Origin of the sequence: Burkholderia sp. ZZQ-2 (assembly GCF_050768715.1) — a bacterium.
Lineage (GTDB): Bacteria > Pseudomonadota > Gammaproteobacteria > Burkholderiales > Burkholderiaceae > Burkholderia > Burkholderia cepacia.
The window spans coordinates 1-15,393 of sequence record NZ_LDVA01000242.1 but is presented as its reverse complement, the minus strand read 5'-3'; the positions used below and the strand labels follow the sequence as shown (position 1 = coordinate 15,393).

The 15,393-nt window shown below is 68.1% G+C and carries 17 protein-coding genes; 7 read left to right on the top strand and 10 right to left on the bottom strand.

The annotated features are described in order from the left end of the window. Nucleotides 1-231 precede the first annotated feature (231 nt). The 6 genes from fliE (at nt 232) to ABY44_RS16250 (ending at nt 4,381) form a co-directional block, all read left to right on the top strand. Nucleotides 232-576, top strand: coding sequence for a flagellar hook-basal body complex protein FliE (gene fliE / locus ABY44_RS16275; protein ID WP_021164033.1), 345 nt, complete (start codon nt 232-234; stop codon nt 574-576). Nucleotides 577-801: 225 nt separating this feature from the next. Further along, nucleotides 802-1,236, top strand: a complete 435-nt coding sequence (gene fliS / locus ABY44_RS16270; protein WP_021164034.1) for a flagellar export chaperone FliS — start codon at nt 802-804, stop codon at nt 1,234-1,236. Beyond that, nucleotides 1,233-1,565, top strand: coding sequence for a flagellar protein FliT (locus ABY44_RS16265; RefSeq protein WP_059523069.1), 333 nt, complete (start codon nt 1,233-1,235; stop codon nt 1,563-1,565). The genes fliS and ABY44_RS16265 overlap by 4 nt, the downstream gene beginning before the upstream one ends. A gap of 145 nt (nt 1,566-1,710) precedes the next feature. After that, complete coding sequence (locus ABY44_RS16260; protein WP_060174242.1) at nt 1,711-3,063, top strand: flagellar hook-length control protein FliK; 1,353 nt, start codon at nt 1,711-1,713, stop codon at nt 3,061-3,063. Further along, on the top strand, nt 3,060-3,377 hold the full coding sequence (locus tag ABY44_RS16255) for an EscU/YscU/HrcU family type III secretion system export apparatus switch protein (RefSeq protein WP_021157023.1): 318 nt from the start codon (nt 3,060-3,062) through the stop codon (nt 3,375-3,377). Before ABY44_RS16260 ends, ABY44_RS16255 begins: the two co-directional genes overlap by 4 nt. A gap of 269 nt (nt 3,378-3,646) precedes the next feature. After that, nucleotides 3,647-4,381 (top strand): PepSY-associated TM helix domain-containing protein, encoded by a 735-nt coding sequence (locus ABY44_RS16250; protein WP_059688321.1) that lies wholly within the window; start codon nt 3,647-3,649, stop codon nt 4,379-4,381. 106 nt (nt 4,382-4,487) lie between these two features. Here the strand turns inward: ABY44_RS16250 and ABY44_RS16245 are convergent, their stop codons facing one another. The 10 genes from ABY44_RS16245 to ABY44_RS16200 form a co-directional block, all read right to left on the bottom strand. Further along, a complete protein-coding gene (locus ABY44_RS16245; protein WP_027788892.1) occupies nt 4,488-5,513 on the bottom strand; it encodes an XdhC family protein in 1,026 nt (341 codons plus the stop codon). A gap of 210 nt (nt 5,514-5,723) precedes the next feature. Next, nucleotides 5,724-6,227, bottom strand: coding sequence for a hypothetical protein (locus ABY44_RS16240; RefSeq protein WP_027788893.1), 504 nt, complete (start codon nt 6,225-6,227; stop codon nt 5,724-5,726). Nucleotides 6,228-6,773: 546 nt separating this feature from the next. Next, on the bottom strand, nt 6,774-8,180 hold the full coding sequence (locus tag ABY44_RS16235; protein ID WP_027788894.1) for an amino acid permease: 1,407 nt from the start codon (nt 8,178-8,180) through the stop codon (nt 6,774-6,776). A gap of 232 nt (nt 8,181-8,412) precedes the next feature. Then, nucleotides 8,413-9,069 (bottom strand): response regulator transcription factor RqpR, encoded by a 657-nt coding sequence (rqpR, locus tag ABY44_RS16230; protein ID WP_021157028.1) that lies wholly within the window; start codon nt 9,067-9,069, stop codon nt 8,413-8,415. A 7-nt stretch (nt 9,070-9,076) separates the two neighbouring features. Then, complete coding sequence (gene rqpS, locus ABY44_RS16225; RefSeq protein ID WP_060174241.1) at nt 9,077-9,892, bottom strand: quorum system sensor histidine kinase RqpS; 816 nt, start codon at nt 9,890-9,892, stop codon at nt 9,077-9,079. Between the two features lie 415 nt (nt 9,893-10,307). Continuing rightward, nucleotides 10,308-11,078, bottom strand: coding sequence for a ferredoxin--NADP reductase (locus ABY44_RS16220; protein ID WP_027788896.1), 771 nt, complete (start codon nt 11,076-11,078; stop codon nt 10,308-10,310). A 233-nt stretch (nt 11,079-11,311) separates the two neighbouring features. Next, a complete protein-coding gene (locus ABY44_RS16215) occupies nt 11,312-11,959 on the bottom strand; it encodes a LysE family translocator (protein WP_060174240.1) in 648 nt (215 codons plus the stop codon). Nucleotides 11,960-12,110: 151 nt separating this feature from the next. Beyond that, nucleotides 12,111-12,926 carry an endonuclease/exonuclease/phosphatase family protein gene (locus ABY44_RS16210; protein WP_021163082.1) on the bottom strand — a complete coding sequence of 272 codons (816 nt, stop codon included), beginning with the start codon at nt 12,924-12,926 and terminating at the stop codon, nt 12,111-12,113. A gap of 5 nt (nt 12,927-12,931) precedes the next feature. Further along, nucleotides 12,932-13,420 (bottom strand): hypothetical protein, encoded by a 489-nt coding sequence (locus tag ABY44_RS16205; protein ID WP_027788898.1) that lies wholly within the window; start codon nt 13,418-13,420, stop codon nt 12,932-12,934. Between the two features lie 146 nt (nt 13,421-13,566). Next, nucleotides 13,567-14,286: a nitroreductase gene (locus ABY44_RS16200; protein WP_027788899.1), complete on the bottom strand. Its 720-nt coding sequence runs from the start codon at nt 14,284-14,286 to the stop codon at nt 13,567-13,569. 229 nt (nt 14,287-14,515) lie between these two features. Here ABY44_RS16200 and ABY44_RS16195 point away from each other — a divergent pair. Further along, nucleotides 14,516-15,393, top strand: an 878-nt coding sequence (locus ABY44_RS16195; protein ID WP_431641401.1) for an AAA family ATPase, incomplete at its 3' end; no start/stop codon positions are given.

Below are 15,393 nucleotides of genomic sequence, written 5' to 3'. Positions count from 1 at the left end.
GCGGGACGACTGAGCTCGCTCGGGCGAGCGGGCGGACAATGACACGATGCGATTATCGTGACCCGGGCCCTGTTCCGATCGACTGAAAAGAGCGGGGTTTCCCCCGTACTTTCTCGGCTTTGACGCGCGGCGCGCTGCTATCCTTTTTCGCGATCCGGCATGGTGCGCGTGGTGCGGCGCCGGCGGAAACACCCGGTGCGCCGGGTCTCTTCTCTCGGTTTTGGGGACAGCATGACTGCGAACGTCAGCGGAATCGGTTCGGTGTTGCAACAGATGCAGTCGATGGCCGCGCAGGCGTCCGGCGGCGTCGCGAGCCCGACGGCAGCGCTGGCCGGTTCGGGCGCGGCGACGGCCGGCACGTTCGCGAGCGCGATGAAGGCGTCGCTCGACAAGATCAGCGGCGACCAGCAGCACGCGCTCGGCGAGGCGCAGGCGTTCGAGGTCGGTGCGCCGAACGTCTCGCTGAACGACGTGATGGTCGACATGCAGAAAGCCAACATCGGCTTCCAGTTCGGGCTCCAGGTCCGCAACAAGCTGGTGAGCGCTTACAACGACATCATGCAGATGTCGGTGTGATGCGCGCGGCACCCGGGGACGGGTACCCGGCGACGGGCACCCGTGGGCGGCCATCCGGCGAAAGTCGTTCAGGGAAGGCCTCCGGGCCGGCGCCTTCGGCGCCCCGGCGGCAGGCCGCGCTTGCCTAAAGCTTTTCAAATCCCTTCCGATAACTCCGGTGAAGGCCGCGTCGTGCGATGCACGGCGGCGGTTCCCGTATAGCCAAGGCATAACAAGGAGAAGCGCATGTTTTCCCCAGGACACGCTGGAGCCAGTGCATACGCGCGTGTCGGCGTCGAGACCGGGGTGATGGGCGCCTCCCCGCACCGTTTGATCGCGATGCTGTACCAGGGCGCGCGGCAGGCGGTTGCGCTGGCGCGCATGCATTTGCAGCAGGGCAATGTGTCCGCGCGCGGCGATGCGATCGGCAAGGCGATCCGGATCGTCGAGAGCGGGCTGAAGGCGTCGCTGAACCGCGACGCGGGCGGCGAGATCGCGGAGCGGCTGGACGCGCTGTATGCGTATATCGGCCGGCGTCTGCTGGAAGCGAACGCGCAGGCGAGCGACGCGATGCTGGTCGAGGTCGACGGGCTGCTCGCGACGCTCGAGGAAGCATGGACGGGGATCGCCCCGGAAGTCGCGCGGATGGCCGCGCAACAGGCAGTGGAAGCATCGAGATGAATCGCAAGGCCGAATACTTCGCACGTTACGAGGCGCTCGCCGCCGTGTCGGGCCGGATGCTGGGCGCCGCCCGCAGCGCCGACTGGAGCGCGTTGCCGGGGTTGCAGGCCGAATTCACGGCACTCGTCGACGGGCTGAAGGAAGCCGATCCGGGCGTCGTGCTCGACGAATCGGATCTCGGCCGCAAGCTCGACCTGATCCGCCGCATCCTGGCCGACGACGCCGCGATCCGCGACCTCGCGAGCCCGGACGTCGCGCGGCTGTCCGCGCTGTTCGAGGCGCGGCGCTCGACCAAGGTATTGACCGATCTCTACCGCGCGCGCGGGTAGGGCCCGTTTCCCGGGAAGCCGGGAGGCGGAGGGGCGGGCGCGGGGCGCACGAGCCCGTTGCGGGAGGCGCGCAGTTCCCGCGAGCGGCACCGGCGTGCCGTTCCCGGATTCGCAACGATGTGGCTGAGGTGAGCAGGCTCCGATCATGACCGGTATCGACTCCGTTGCGGCCGCGCTGCTGGCGAGCCGCCTCGACAGCCTGCTGACCGGCACCGTATCGGCGCCCGCCGGCGGCGGCGCGACCTCGCAGGTCGGCACGCCGGGCACCGGCACGGCGTCCACGCCCTCGGCCGGCAGTCCGCCTACCGCGCCGCCGGCCTCTACCCAGACCGCACTGTCCGATGTCGGGCGCGTGCTCGACGCGATCTCGCGGGCCGGTGGCGACTCGACGCCGGCCATTGCCGGGCGCGTGCCGTTGCTGGCCGATCCCACCGTGCTGCTGACCGATACGGCCTTGCCGGCCCGCGCGCCGGCCGCCTCCGATCCGGCTGCGTCTTCCACACCGGCCTCCGCCGCGGCATCTTCCGCTGCTGCGGCGGCACACGAAGCGGCCGCGGCCCTGCCGGTCGCGGCGCTGCGCGCAGCGCTCGCGCAGGCCGTGAGCGAAAGCGGCCTTTTCTACGAATCCCATCTGGCGCAGTGGCTGGCCGGCCAGCGCCCGCTCGCGGCGTTGATGCGCGAGCCGCAGGCGCGCCTTGCGGCCGCGCTCGCGCCGGTCGACCCGGATGCCGCGCAGCACGACTCGACCGACGTGCTCGACGAACTGCTCGCGCAGCGGCCGCCTCTGCCCGCGACCGCGCGGGCGACGGCGCAGCCGGGTACACCGGCCCAAGGTGGCGCACCGACACGCGATCCTGCGCAAGGCTTGCCGGCGGGCGCGCGGCACGGCGCATCGCTGCCGCCCGATACGTTCGATCTGCTCGGCGAACGCCCTGATGTGCGCGGGACGCCCGCGCAACTGGCCACCGCGTCGTCCGACTCCCAGGCGCAGACGCTGGCGCCCGTGCATCCGGCCGCCGTGCCGCTCGTCAGGCAGCAGCTCGACGCGCTCGCGACCGACCAGTTCCGCTGGACGGGCGAGGCGTGGCCCGGCGCGCGGCTCGACTGGACGATCGAGCCGGACGATCCGGGCAGCCGCGCGCCGCGCGGCGACGACGGCCCGGGCGACGGCATCGCATGGCGCACGCGCCTGACGCTGACGTTGCCATCGCTCGGCACGGTCGACGCGGAACTGGTGCTGAACGGCACGCAACTGGTCGCGCGATTGCGTGCGAACCAGACGGGCGCCGACCGCCTCACGCGGCACGAGGCCGCGCTGCGGCAGCGGCTCGAGGTGTCGGGGCTGCGGGTGGGTGGATTGTCGATCCGCGCGGTCGACGACGGCCCGGACGGCTTCGACCTGTTTGCAGCCCAGGCGGCCGCCGCCGCGTATGCGCGCGGCTCGGCCGGCGGCCCGGCGACGCAGGCGCCGGATACCGACGACGAGGCGCTGCCATGAGCATGACGTCCCGCAAGCGCGCGGCCGCGCTCGTCTACGATCCGAAGGGCGGCGATGCGGCGCCGCGCGTGGTCGCGAAGGGCTACGGCGTGCTCGCCGAGATGATCGTCGCGCGTGCGCACGATGCGGGCTTGTACGTGCATACGGCACCGGAGATGGTGTCGCTGCTGATGCAGGTCGACCTCGACGACCGGATTCCGCCGCAGCTCTACCAGGCGGTCGCGGATCTGCTCGCGTGGCTGTACGCGCTCGACCGCACCGAGCCCGCGCCGGACGACACCACACCGCGCTTTCCGCTGCCGCCGCTGCGCTGAATCGCCCGGCATCGCGCGACTTCTTACGAAATGCTGTCCTGGTCTTGCAAGGTCATTCGGGCGGCATTTTCCGGTTATCAGCCGGCATCGTGGCGCAACGCGCGCGCTTTTCCCGCCTTCTTGCTCTTGCCGGGCGTGCCGCGACGCCCCCGGATGGATTGAGCCGCCGGTTTGTTTGTGTAATGATATCCATTCTCATTTTCATGCTGCCCGGGCGGCGCGCACGTTTTGCGCGCCGCCCGTTGTTTTGAACGAATGGAACCTCTCGCGTGAACGCGCCCGAAACGATCAATCCGCCCAAGACGGGTACTGCCCGCGCGGGCGTCACCGTGCTGCACCCGGCGGCCCGCCCGCTGAGCGACGACGAACTGGCCGCGCGCCGCCAGCGTTCGCGCCGCGCGACCTTCATCAAGTGGCTGCGCAAGGTGCACGGCTGGGTCGGGCTGTGGGGCGCGGTGCTCGGGCTGCTGTTCGGTGTGACGGGCGTGCTGCTCAACCACCGCGCGCCGCCGCTGAAGATTTCGACGGGCGAGCCGCAGGTCGAGGAGATGCAGATCGCGCTGCCGGATCCGGTGCCGAAGACGCCCGCCGCGATGACGAAGTGGTTGCAGCACGAGCTGAATTTCGACGGCAAGCCGGGGCGCATGCGCAAGGAGGCCGCGCAGCCCGTTGCGTGGGGCGACAAGCGCGTGATGCAGCCGGAGCACTGGCAGTTCGGCCTGTTCGGCCCGCACCAGAACCTGCAGGCCGAATACTGGGTTGGCAACGGCTACGTTTCGGTGAAGCGCACGGGCAACACGTTCCTGACGACGCTGAACAACCTGCATCGCGGCGTCGGGATGAATCTCGGCTGGGTGCTGCTGATGGACACGATCGCGGGCTCGCTGATCCTGCTGTCGCTGACCGGCGTGCTGCTGTGGACCGAGCTGAACAAGCGCCGCACGGTCGGCGTCGTGCTGGTGGTCGGTTCGGTCGCCGCGGCGCTTGCCGCCGGCCTGACCTGACCGGCGGGCGCGCCGGCCGGGCGCCGGCGCGTGCGCTGTCGTCAGTTTCGTCGGCTTCGTCGGCTTAGCCCGTCGCGGCCGCATATCCCGCGCGACCGCCCGCCGATCAGAGGCCGCACGCCGCGCCGCTGTTCGCCGCGATCTCCCGCGCGGCCTTCGCGCCTTCGACCTGCAGGATTGTCGGCAGCGACACGTGGTTCTTCGCGGCGGTGATCTCGGCGAGGATCGAGATCGCGATTTCCGGCGGCGTCCGGCTGCCGATGTAGATGCCGGCCGGCCCGTGCAGCCGGGCCAGTTCCGCTTCGCTCAGGTCGAATTCGCGCAGCCGCTCGCGCCGTGCCGCGTTGTTGCGCCGCGAGCCGAGCGCGCCCACGTAGAACGCGGGCGTCTTCAGCGCCTCCATCAGCGCGAGATCGTCGAGCTTCGGATCGTGCGTCAGTGCAATCACGGCCGAACGCGCATCGAGGTTCATCTCGAGCACCGTATCGTCGGGCATCGTGTGCACGACGCGCGTGCCCGGCACGTCCCACGCATCGGTGTATTCCTCGCGCGGATCGCATACCGTCACCTGGTAGTCGAGCCCGACCGCGATCTGGCACAGATAGCGCGACAATTGGCCGGCGCCGATCACGAGCATCCGGTAGCGCGGCCCGTGGATCGTCACGAGCCGCTCGCCGTCGAACGCGAGCCCGTCGGCGGCCTGCGCGGGTGACAGCGATGCGCGGCCCGTCGCGAGCGTCATCGTGCGCGTGACGAGGCGCCCGGCCTCGACTTCCGCGCACAGCGCGGTTATCCCGCTGTCGCGCGTGAGCGGCTCGAGCACGAGCTGGATCGTGCCGCCGCAAGGCAGCCCGAAGCGATGTGCTTCCTCGGCCGTCACGCCGTACTTGAGCGCTTCCGGGCGCGCGTCGGCCGCGATGCCGCTCGCATGCACGCGGGCGATCAGGTCGTCCTCGATACACCCGCCGGACACGGAACCGACCACGAGCCCGTCCTCGCGGACCGCGAGCATCGCGCCTTCGGGGCGGGGCGACGAGCCCCAGGTCTTCACGACCGTCACGAGCAGCACGCGGCGCCCTTCTTCGAGCCAGCGCGCGCTGGATTTCAATACATCGAGATCGACGCTTTCCATCATCTTCTTCCTGTTGCCGGGCGCACCCGTCGATGCGGGCCGCCGTTCGATGGCGCGATTATGAACCGGCCGCGACAAGCGTGCAGGGACGGGGGAAGGCGCAAAACGGGGCGGGGGAGGCGCGCAGCGGCGGGGAAGGCGAGCGGGACGGCCCGTGCCGGGCCGTCGGCAGGTTGCCGGGCGGACACATCCGCCCGGCGGGGCGATGCGTCAGAGCGAGCCCAGGTACTGCGTCAGGTTGCGGATGTTGTTGTCATACGCGCTCGGCGAGCCGAGCTCGACGCCGCCGCTGCGCACGTAATACTCGAACGGCACGGAGCGGGTGCCGAAGAACGGCAGGAAATTGTCCGGCTGCAGCGTCGTGCCGTTCAGGCCGATCGCCCAGTTCCGCGACTTGTACAGCTCGAGCTCGCGGATCGTCGCCTGGACCTGGTTCGTCTCCGACGCGCGAATCGCGGCGATGTGCTGCGTCAGCGTCTCGATGTTCGCCTGGTATGCGCTCGGCTCGCCGACCGAGACGCCACGCGCGCGGACGTAGTAGCTGAACGGCAGGTTGCGTTCCGTGAAGAACGTGAGGAAACCATCCGGCGCGAGCGTATCCCCGTTCAGCCCGATCGCCCAGTTCTTGCTTTGATAATCCCTGAGCCCCGCAATCGTCTGGTTGGTCGCGCTGATTTCGACCTTCGCCGTGACGTTGACCAATGTATTGCTCATGACAGACCTCTCTGGTTCTTGTTGAACTTCGGACAGGTGCAGCGACATGCCTCCGCTCGGAGGCAATTCAATACCAGCGACCGGATTATCCGGTTTTAAATGTTTTTAATTAAAAAGATGCTGAAAATTCGTTCGTGAACACGCAATGAATTTCTGTTTGATGGAAATGCGATTCGATGAAGCCGATTGCATCGCGTTGCGCTCATGCTGCGGCGAATTCCCCGTCTGACGCAGGCTGGGCGGGTGTGTGCGGCCGGCCGACCTGAATACTAGTTTGGCGGATGAAAGAGTTCAATGTCGTTCGCGAGATTATTTTCTTCTATTCATATTCAATTCAATTGAATTACATTTTTCATCGATTAATTTGTCGATCGGAATCGAATATACCGGTATTCGAAAAACAGCCGATGAAAACGGGAACTGCCGTGCGAATCGTTGCGGGAAACGCAACGCGGCGGCGAGACGGGCGAGGGAGCGGAGAGGAGGGGGCGGGGCCGGATGGCGGCCCCGCGGGTGCGCACCGTGCCGCGTGCGGCACGGCGGCGCTCAGTGCGCGTCGTGGCGACCGTGCGCGAGCTTCGAGTGGTGACGCGAGTACAGGAAGTAGATCACGAGGCCGATCACGAGCCAGATGCCGAACGCGGCCCACGTGACGGGCTGCAGGTTCAGCATTAGAAACAGGCACGATGCGACCGCGAGGATCGGCACGACCGGCACGCCCGGGCAGCGGAACGCGCGCGGCAGGTCGGGGTGCGTGCGGCGCAGCACGAGCACCGCGATCGACACCATCGAGAACGCCGCGAGCGTGCCGATGTTGATCAGCTCGGCGAGCACGTTGAGCGGCACGAGCGCGGCGATCAGCCCGAAGAACAGGCCGACGAGCCAGGTCGTCAGGAACGGCGTCGCGTAGCGCGGGTGCACGCGCGACAGCGTCGCCGGCAGCAGCCCGTCGCGCGACATCGCGAAGATCACGCGCGTCTGGCCGTAGCTCATCACGAGGATCACGGTCAGCATGCCGAGCACGGCGCCGAGATCGATGAAGCCCGCCACCCACGTCTCGCCGGCGACCTGCAGTGCGTACGAGATCGGGTGCGAGATGTTCGCGTACCGGGCCGACGGCACGATGCCGGTCGCGACCGCTGCGACCGTCACGTACAGCACCGCGCACACCGCGAGCGACGCGATGATGCCGATCGGCAAATCGCGTTTCGGATTCTTCACTTCCTCGGCCGCCGACGACACCGCGTCGAAGCCGATGAACGCGAAGAACATCACGGCCGCGGCGCCGAACACGCCGTTCCAGCCGTGCGGCATGAACGGCTTCCAGTTGGCGGGCGTCACATGGAACACGCCGACCGCGATCACGAGCAGCACGACCGACACCTTGATGAACACCATGATGTTGTTGATGCGGGTCGACTCGCGGATGCCGATCGACAGCAGCGTGGTGATCACGATCATCACGAGGAACGCGGGCAGGTTGAACCACGTGACGACACCCGGCACTGCGCCGGGCGCGGCCGTCAGCACGGTGGGCAGCGTCAGCCCGAAGCCCTGCAGCAGCGACTGCAGGTAGCCCGACCAGCCGACCGACACGGCCGACGACGCGAGGCCGTATTCGAGCATCAGGTCCCAGCCGATGATCCACGCGACGAGTTCGCCGAGCGTCGCGTACGAGTACGTGTAGATCGAGCCGGCGACGGGGATCGTCGACGCGAATTCCGCGTACGACAGCGCCGCGAGGCCGCATGCGATCGCGGCGATCACGAACGACAGCATCAGCGCGGGGCCGGCCTGCACGGCGCCGGTACCGGTCAGCACGAAGATGCCGGTGCCGATGATCGCGCCGATGCCGAGGAAGGTGAGGTCGATCGCGCCGAGCGCTTTCTTGAGCCCGGCGGCTTGCGCGCCGGCGATCATGCGATCGACGTTTTTCTTGCGGAAGAGAGACATTGCGGATGAATCGCCAGCGCGCGCGGGCGCGATAGCGCTGACTGAGTGAAAACCCGCAATTTTAGCCGATTTGGCGCGCAAGACTCGCTGCGGCGCAGCGGTGTGCCGCGAAATAGTCCGATAAAACAAGCGCTTGCGCGCCAAATGGACGGGCGGCGGACGGCACTCGGCGGCGGCGCGGCATGCGCCGCGTCGCCGGGTCGGGTCAGGTGAGTCGGGCCGGGCGGGGAAATCAGGCGCCGGCCGTGGGCGCCATGTCGACGAGCTGGTTGCTCATCACGTAGAACGTGAGTTCCGCATTGTTCGACAGCCGCATCTTCTCGAGCAGCCGCGACCGGTACACGCTCACCGTCTTCACGGACAGCGACAGCGTGTTCGCGATGTCGGTGAGCCGCTTGCCCGACGCGAGCATGCAGAGCGTCTGGTATTCGCGGTCGGACAGCTTCTCGTGCGGCAGCGGCTCGTTCTCGAACGACACGTATTCGGCGAGCGCCTCGGCCATCGCGGGGCTCACGTACTTGCGGCCGGCCGCGACCTGCTGGATCGCGCCGATCATCTGCGCGGCGTTGACCGTCTTCGACAGGTAGCCGGCGGCACCGGCCTTCAGCGCGCGTACCGCGTACTGATCCTCGCGGTACATCGAGAACATCAGCACCGGCGTGCGCGGCAGCTTGCGCTTGAGGCGCTTGAGCACTTCGATGCCGTTCGTGTCCGGCAGCGAGATGTCGAGCAGGATCGCGTCGAATTCCTGTTTGTCGACGGCGGCCATGGCGTCGCCGCCGTTCTCGGCCTCGGTGACGTCGCGCGCGACGCCACGGTCGATCAGCAACTGGCGGATCCCTTGCCGGACGATCGCGTGATCGTCCACGAGCAGGATGTTCAGGCTCATGACGACCTCACGAAAGCGACGCGCGGCGGGCCGTGACGGGCACCGCGAGCAGCGAATCCCAGGCGAAGCGCGCGGTGACGCGCGTGCCGTGGCCGGCTTCCGGCGCGGCCGTCTCGAAGCTGCCGCCGAACGCCTCGCAGCGGGCGCGCATGCCGGCGAGACCGTAGCCGCTGCGGCGGCTGCGGGCGAAACCGGTACCATCGTCGGAGACAATCAGTGACAGATGCGTGCCGTCGGTGACGATCCGCACGTCGACCGACGTCGCGCGGGCGTGCTTCGCGACGTTCGACAACGCTTCCTGCGCGACGCGGAACACCGCGAGTGCGCCGGCACCGGCGACCTGCGTCAGGCGCGCATCGGCCGCGCATACGAAGCTGGTGCGCAGGCCCGTGCGTGCCGCATGGGTGTCGACCCACGACGACAACGCGCCGACCACGCCCGCGTCGAGCGCCGGCGTGTCGCGCTCGTCGATCAGCCGGCGATTCGCGTCGGTTGCGGCGTCGAGCGCCTGCTGCGCCAGCTCCAGCGCGCGCAGGCAACCGTCCGGCGCGTCGGCCGGCAGCCACGTTTGAACGTTTGCGAGCGCGAAACGCGCGGCGGTGAGTTCGGCGCCGAGCCCGTCATGCAACTCGCCGGCCAGGTGGCGGCGAGCGGCTTCGTCGGCGGCGAGCAATTGGGCAGACAGCGCTGCGATCCGCGCGGCGGAGGCGCCGCGTTTCGGCGCGGCGTCGGTAATGGGCGGAGTCGCGGCGCAGCCCGGCACGAGCTGTTGCGACGGGAACGGGGCGTGGGCGCCCAAAGGCGCGTTAAGCGACGTATCCATGACTCTCCCTGCTGTCAGAAAGCGGTTCAGACACCGGCTGGCTGCGTGGATCGGCTGCCGTTTCGAAGACGGTCGCCGCCAGAGAATCGCCCCCTGCCGAGGTAACAAAAGTTACGTCTTGTAACACTTGCATCCGACCCTTCCACTCTCATCCGAACGGCAACCACGCGCGGCGAATAATATCTCAAAATTTCCGAAAAGGTCATGTCGGGCGGACATTTAAGGGTAAATGTGAATAATCGGAATGAACGTGTTGTAGGAAAAACACTGACACCCGAGCACCGGACGATGACGTATCCAAATGTAACTATTTGAGATGGAATGATCCCAATTTGTTACGAATTCGCCAAGTAGGGACGAAAAAAAACCGGAGCTTTCGCTCCGGTTCTTGATGGCGCGCAAATCTGGGGATCGATCAGTCCACGAATGCGCGTTCGATCACGTAGTGGCCCGGCGCGCTGTTCTTGCCTTCGACGAGGCCGGCCTGCTTCAGCAGGTCGGTCGTGTCCTTCAGCATCGCGGTGCTGCCGCACAGCATCACGCGGTCGTTTTCCGGCGAGAACGGCGGGACGTCGAGATCCGTGAACAGCTTGCCCGTTGCGATCAGGTCGGTGATCCGGCCTTCGTTGTCGAACGCTTCGCGCGTGACCGTCGGGTAGTAGACGAGCTTTTCCTTGATGATGTCGCCGAGGTACTCGTGGCCCGGCAGGTCGTGCTTGATGTAGTCCATGTACGCGAGCTCGCCCTTCAGGCGGCACGTGTGCGTCAGGATCACCTTGTCGAAGCGTTCGTAGATGTCCGGGTCGCGGATGATCGACATGAACGGCGCGAGGCCCGTGCCCGTCGACAGCATCCACAGCGTCTTGCCCGGCAGCAGGTTGTCGGCAACCAGCGTGCCCGTCGGCTTCTTGCCGATCAGCACCGTGTCGCCCACCTTCAGGTGCTGCAGGCGCGACGTCAGCGGGCCGTTCTGCACCTTGATGCTGAAGAATTCGAGATGCTCTTCGTAGTTCGGGCTGACGATCGAGTAGGCGCGCGCGAGCGGCTTGCCGTCGACTTCGAGGCCGACCATCGTGAATTCGCCGTTGTTGAAGCGCAGGCTCGCCTCACGGGTGCAGGTGAAGCTGAACAGCGTGTCGGTCCAGTGATGGACGGATTGGACGGTGGCGGTGTCGTATTTGCTCATGGCTTTGAAAACGGACGCGCGTAGCGAACGCGAGTAACGGGCCCAAAAACGGGCAAAAAACCGAGTGCGACGGCCCGATCGAGGATCGGCCGGCCGGCGCGTCGGACACGCGCCTTCTCGATGACAGACGATTGAGGAACTCGTTATTTTACCCTGTTGGCGCGGATCGCGGGCTTGACCCCCGCGGCTGCGCGGATTTGGCGCAACGAATTATTTCAATCTGCTTTCAGTTTTCAGCGCTCGGCCGCGAGTTTCGCGCCGAGGCCGACGAGTGCCACGCCGCACAGCGCGTCGAGCGGGCGCCGCACGCGCCGGTAGCCGCGCTGCGCGCGCGGGCTCGCGAACAGGTACGCGACGCACGAATACCAGCCGGCCGACAGCGCGCCGATCGTCACCAGCACCGCGCCGTTGAACCACAGCGGCACGTGCGCGGGCAGCATCGCGGCGAACACGCTGGTCCAGAACGCGCACGATTTCGGGTTCGTCAGGCACGTGAAGAGGCCGCTGCGATACGCGCGCAGGTAGTCGCGCGCGTGCGGCGCGGCCAGCGGCGCGCGTTCGTCGGGCGCGGCGGCCGGTGCCGCGTCGCGGCGCACGCCCGAGCGCAGCAGCTTGAAGCCGAAATACACGAGGTACACGGCACCGCCGATCCGGATCGCCTCGTACAGCCATTCGACCTGGTGCAGCACGGCCGCGAGGCCGAGCATCGCGAGCGAGGCCCAGGCGACCGACGCGGTGCCGACGCCGAGCGCCGACGCGGCGCCGAGGCTGCGCCGCCCCGCGAGCGACAGTTGCGAAATCATGAAGAAATTCGGGCCGGGGGTGATCGCGGCGACGAGATAGACGGCGGCGATTTGCAGCAGGATCGGCAGGTAGTTCATGGCGGCGCGGCCCGACGGCGGGCGCGGGAGGAACGGGCAAGCCGTTAATGTAGCGCGCGCCGCGCGGCGGCGCTTTGGCCGGGGGCGACCGGAGGCGTGATCGACTCGCGGTCGCGGTCGTTGTTGCGAGCGTTTTGCAGCCGTTTAGCCGTTATTGCGGATCGAGGCGCAGGCGCGCGATGTACGGCAGGTGGTCCGACAGCCACGCGGCCTCGCCGGACGGCGCGCGCCATTCGAGCGGCGTCAGCCCGCGCACGAACATCTTGTCGAGTGCGAGCGCCGGCGAGAACGCGGGGAACGTGCGGCCCGATTCGCCGAGCAGCGTCGCGACCTCGGACAACCCGATCTCGCCGAACAGCGCGACCGAATCGTTGCGCCAGTCGTTGAAGTCGCCAGCCAGCATCAGCGGGCCGTCGCCCGCGTTGCGCACGATCCAGTGCGCGATCCAGTGCATCTGGCGCAGCCGCGCGGCGCGCGTGAGCGCGAGGTGCGCGCACAGCAGCGTGACCGGTCGCGCGCCCGCGAGCGTCGCCCGCGCGACCAGCAGCCCGCGCCGCTCGAAGCGGTGCGCGGAGATGTCCCAGCGGCCGCCGAGGTCGAGCGGATGCGGCGACAGGATCGCGTTGCCGTGCCGCCACGACGGCTTGAACACGTTCGGCCCGAGCGCGATCTGCCAGTCGAGCGCCTGCGCGATCTCGGTGGCCTGGCAGTGCCACACGTCGTCGACCGCGTCGTCCATCGGCGCGCCGAAGCCGGGGGCGAGCATCGGGCGCGGCATGCGGCGCGCCATCGCTTCCTGCAGGAAATACACGTCGGCGTGCGTCGACTGCATCCAGTTGCGCATCGCGTTCCACGCGGTGAAGCCGAGCGGCGAGCGGCCCTTGTGCAGGTTCCAGCTCACCGCGGTGATTTCGTCGGGCGCGGCGTGCGGTTCGGCGAACGGCAGGGAGAGAGCGTCGGCGGACATGACGCTCAATCCTTCGCGACGTGCGCGCGCACGCGGTACACGAGGTGCGGACGCTGCTCGACGAGCGTCCAGTCGGTCCACGCGTCGGCGCCGACCGTCAGGCCGGGGTGGCTCGCGACGATTTGCCGCGGCGACGCGGGTACGCACGGATCGCTGCGCGTCGCGTTTTCGTCGTCGAGCGTTTCCTGCACGTCGAGCGCGAGCGACACGGTGTTCGCGCCGGCATCGACGGTGAGCGGCGCGACCGTCACCGAGCGCGAGCGCTCGGTCGGCACGACGCGCGCGGCATTGCCGCAGCCGACCGGCACGGCGGACGGATAGCGATGGGTGTCGGTGCGGGTCTGACCCACGGTGGTGCGCTGCTGGAACGTGTCGATGGTCTGACCGTCGCGTACCACCTGGATCTCCCACGCGACGGAGGCCGGCGCGGGGCTCTGCGCATGGGCGGCGAGCACGATGCTCGCGAGCAGGACGGCCAGGCCGTGTTTCAGCATGAAACGTCTCCGGGAACGCGCGATAGCGGGGAACGGACGCACATCTTACGCCCGATCGATTTCGGTCGTGATGTGACAGGACGCGTCGTGACAGGTTCGCCGCACGATGCGGTCCTGTTCGAAAGGTAGGGCCGCGTCATGCGTTTTCAACCGAAAAAACGCGCGAACTCCGCGACGCTCGCGCGCTCGGTGACGAGGCGGTTCTCGATTGCGTCGGGGTCCGCATGGCCGAGCGACATGCCGCAGACCAACTGTTCGTTGGCGGGAATGCCGAGGTGTTCGGTGATGATCCGGTGAAACGGGACGAACGCGGCCTGCGGGCAGGTATCGAGCCCGCGTGCGCGCGCGGCCGTCATCACGCCTTGCAGGAACATCCCGCAGTCGAGCCATGCACCGTGGGTCATCACGCGGTCGAGTGTGAAGAACAGCGCGACCGGCGCATCGAAGAAACGGAAGTTGCGCGCGTGCTGCGCATGCATGCGCGCCTTCTCGTCGCGGCCGATGTTCAACAGGCCGTACAGGTCCCAGCCGACCTTGCGGCGCCGGTCGATATACGGCGACACCCACTCGCGCGGGTAGTAGTCGTACTCGGCGACGTATTTCTCGTCGCGCGCGGGATCGTCGTGGGCCGCGGTGAGCGCGGCGGCGAGCGCGTCGCGCGTGGCGCCCGTCGCGACGTACACGCGCCACGGCTGGATGTTGGTGCCCGACGGCGCGCGGCTCGCGGCTTCGAGGATCGCCTCGAGCGTGTCGCGCGGCACGGGCGTCGGCAGGAACGCGCGGATCGCACGGCGCGACGTGAGCGCCGCGTCGACGGCGCCGGTCGCATCGGCATCGACGCGCGGGAAAGCAGTGGGGACGGACATCGGCATACCTTCGGGGCGAGATCCGACGCGCCGCGCGGGCGCCGTCGGCCGGGCCGGCGCGGCGGGTGGGTGAACCGACGATCATACGCCGCGGTGCGCCGGCGTGCAGCGCGCGCGGGTGTTAGCAGCACACGCGCGTGGCTGCTTGCTTGCGCGGGGATGCGGGATCGCTACACTGAAATCGTAAGGGTCTGATGATCGTGTGACAGCAAGCGGCAGCGAGGTTGGTATGACGACGGCGATGGTGAAACAGGAACTGGCGGTGGCGTCCTTCAGCACGGTGTACGACCTCGAGCAGGTCGAGACGGCGCTGAGCGACCTGAACGAGAGCGCGAGCGACGCACTGCGCGCCACCTACGAGAAGATGCTCAAGACGGGCAATCTGCGCTTTTGCGTGAAGCCGAACCGGATGCCGTCGTTCGACGCGCTCGGCGAGGCGTTGCCCAATTTCGCCGAGCCGCTCGACGACGTGCGCAAGCAGATCGCGCTGTGCCTCGAAACGGACGACCGGCTCGAACTGATGCCGATCCTGCTGCTCGGGCCCCCGGGCATCGGCAAGACGCATTTCGCGAAGGCGCTCGCGCAGCTGCTCGGCACCGCGTACCACTACGTGCCGATGAGTTCGCTGACGGCCGGCTGGATCCTGTCGGGGGCGTCGTCGCAATGGAAGAACGCGAAGCCCGGCAAGGTGTTCGATGCGCTCGTGAACGGCAGCTACGCGAACCCGGTGATCGCGGTCGACGAGATCGACAAGGCCGGCAGCGATGCGCAATACGATCCGCTCGGCGCGCTGTACGCGTTGCTCGAGCACGACACCGCGCGCGCGTTCATCGACGAATTCGCGGAAGTGCCGATCGATGCGGGCAACGTGATCTGGATCGCGACCGCGAACGATGCGCAAGCGATCCCGGAGCCGCTGCTCAACCGGATGAACGTGTACGAGATCGAGCCGCCCGATGCGGCCGGCGCGCGCCGGATCGCGCAGACGATCTACGACGAGATCCGCACGTCGCATGCGTGGGGGCGGCGCTTCCCGGATACCCTGGGCGACGACGCGCTCGACGTGCTGGCCGCGACACCGCCGCGCACGATGCGCCGCGCGCTGCT

Excerpts from the sequence above, each read along its gene's own strand:
- fliE (WP_021164033.1), top strand. The coding sequence starts at position 232 with ATGACTGCGAACGTCAGCGGAATCGGTTCGGTGTTGCAACAGATGCAG.
- fliS (WP_021164034.1), top strand. The coding sequence starts at position 802 with ATGTTTTCCCCAGGACACGCTGGAGCCAGTGCATACGCGCGTGTCGGC.
- ABY44_RS16265 (WP_059523069.1), top strand. The coding sequence starts at position 1,233 with ATGAATCGCAAGGCCGAATACTTCGCACGTTACGAGGCGCTCGCCGCC.
- ABY44_RS16260 (WP_060174242.1), top strand. The coding sequence starts at position 1,711 with ATGACCGGTATCGACTCCGTTGCGGCCGCGCTGCTGGCGAGCCGCCTC.
- ABY44_RS16255 (WP_021157023.1), top strand. The coding sequence starts at position 3,060 with ATGAGCATGACGTCCCGCAAGCGCGCGGCCGCGCTCGTCTACGATCCG.
- ABY44_RS16245 (WP_027788892.1), bottom strand. The coding sequence starts at position 5,513 with ATGGAAAGCGTCGATCTCGATGTATTGAAATCCAGCGCGCGCTGGCTC.
- ABY44_RS16240 (WP_027788893.1), bottom strand. The coding sequence starts at position 6,227 with ATGAGCAATACATTGGTCAACGTCACGGCGAAGGTCGAAATCAGCGCG.
- ABY44_RS16235 (WP_027788894.1), bottom strand. The coding sequence starts at position 8,180 with ATGTCTCTCTTCCGCAAGAAAAACGTCGATCGCATGATCGCCGGCGCG.
- rqpR (WP_021157028.1), bottom strand. The coding sequence starts at position 9,069 with ATGAGCCTGAACATCCTGCTCGTGGACGATCACGCGATCGTCCGGCAA.
- rqpS (WP_060174241.1), bottom strand. The coding sequence starts at position 9,892 with ATGGATACGTCGCTTAACGCGCCTTTGGGCGCCCACGCCCCGTTCCCG.
- ABY44_RS16220 (WP_027788896.1), bottom strand. The coding sequence starts at position 11,078 with ATGAGCAAATACGACACCGCCACCGTCCAATCCGTCCATCACTGGACC.
- ABY44_RS16215 (WP_060174240.1), bottom strand. The coding sequence starts at position 11,959 with ATGAACTACCTGCCGATCCTGCTGCAAATCGCCGCCGTCTATCTCGTC.
- ABY44_RS16210 (WP_021163082.1), bottom strand. The coding sequence starts at position 12,926 with ATGTCCGCCGACGCTCTCTCCCTGCCGTTCGCCGAACCGCACGCCGCG.
- ABY44_RS16205 (WP_027788898.1), bottom strand. The coding sequence starts at position 13,420 with ATGCTGAAACACGGCCTGGCCGTCCTGCTCGCGAGCATCGTGCTCGCC.
- ABY44_RS16200 (WP_027788899.1), bottom strand. The coding sequence starts at position 14,286 with ATGTCCGTCCCCACTGCTTTCCCGCGCGTCGATGCCGATGCGACCGGC.